The organism is Streptomyces sp. NPDC090021, from assembly GCF_044748225.1.
In the GTDB taxonomy this organism is placed as follows: domain Bacteria; phylum Actinomycetota; class Actinomycetes; order Streptomycetales; family Streptomycetaceae; genus Streptomyces.
Map to the genome: position 1 here is coordinate 1 of NZ_JBIVFO010000095.1, position 1453 is coordinate 1453.

Genomic DNA, 1453 nt, shown 5'->3' on the forward strand with positions numbered 1-1453 from the left:
CCTAGTAGGGCTTTGTTAGGTACCCCGATTGATCATCTGCAGGTAGGTTGTGATGTCCTTTCAGGTGTGACACCTGAGGAGATGGAGACGGTCCGCCCGCGCTTGGAGGCGTTCGCGGCGGAGATGCTCGGCTCGCTGGCGCGGCGGGATCAGCGGGCCAAGGGCGAGCTGTACCTGCGTGGGCTGATGCTGGACGGCAAGCGCAAGTCGATGCAGCCGATGGCCGAGCGCCTGGGCGTGGACCACCAGCAGCTCCAGCAGTTCGTGGCCTCGTCGACGTGGGACTGGGCCAAGGTCCGTGAGCGGCTGGCTCGTTGGGCTGCCGCTCACATCGGGCCGGAGGCGTACGCCATCGACGATGTGGGTTTCCCCAAGGACGGCTACGACTCGCCGGGGGTGGCGCGGATGTACTGCGGCGCGCTGGGCAAACGCGGCAACTGTCAGATCGGGGTCAGCGTCAACCTCGTCAGCGACCACGCTTCCTCCGCGGTCGACTGGCGCCTGTTCCTGCCCGAGAGCTGGGACGACACCAAGAACACGAGCGATCCGCTGCTGGCCGGGGCGATCCAGCGCCGGCGAGCCAAAGCAGCCATCCCCGACAGTGCGCGGCACAAGGAGAAGTGGCGCCTGGCCCTGGACATGCTGGACGAGGTCCGCGAGGGCTGGGAACTGCCCGGCCTGCCGGTGGTCGCCGATGCCGGATACGGGGACGCGACAGGTTTTCGCGAGGGCCTGGCCGAGCGCGGCCTGGCCTACGCCGTCGCGGTGAAGGGCACCACCACCGCCCACCCGGGCGACGCCGCCCCCGAGCGCCCGCCCTACAGCGGCCAGGGGCGCCCGCCCGGATGGGCCTACCCCGACCCGCACACCACTCTGCGCCAACTCGCCCTGGACGCAGGGCGATCGGCGGCACGAACCGTGACCTGGCGCCACGGAAGCAAGACCATGAAGCACAACCCACGCGCCGAGATGCGCTCGCGGTTCCTGGTACTGCGAGTCCGCCCGGCCAACCGGACGATCCGCCGCGCCGCCGACGGCTCCCTGCCCGAGTGCTGGCTGCTGGCTGAGTGGCCGCCCGGCGCCGCCGAGCCCACCGACTACTGGCTCTCCACCCTCCCCGCCGACACCCCGCTACGCGAACTGGTCCGCATCGCCAAAATCCGCTGGCGCGTCGAACACGACTACCGCGAACTCAAGGACGGCCTGGGCCTGGACCACTTCGAGGGCCGCAACTTCCCCGGCTGGCACCGTCACGTCACCCTCGCCTCCCTCGCCCAGGCGTTCTGCACCATGCTCAGGCTCGACCCAAAAGTCCCTGCGCCGGCCTGACCCTCTACGCGGTCCTCCGCGAGCTCCAGGCCCTCCTGGCCACCTGGACCGGCGCCTGCTCCATATGTGGCCAACCCGCACCAGAACCCGAACCGCACCATCGCACCTAACAAAGCCCTACTAG

1 protein-coding gene is annotated in these 1453 nt (G+C 69.6%); it reads left to right on the plus strand.

Features of this window, described 5'->3' with window-relative positions; genetic code table 11:
* The first annotated feature begins 66 nt into the window (after window positions 1–66).
* Window positions 67–1329: an IS701 family transposase gene (locus ACIPXC_RS35005; RefSeq protein WP_401626546.1), complete on the plus strand. Its 1263-nt coding sequence runs from the start codon at window positions 67–69 to the stop codon at window positions 1327–1329.
* The last annotated feature ends 124 nt before the right edge of the window (window positions 1330–1453 follow it).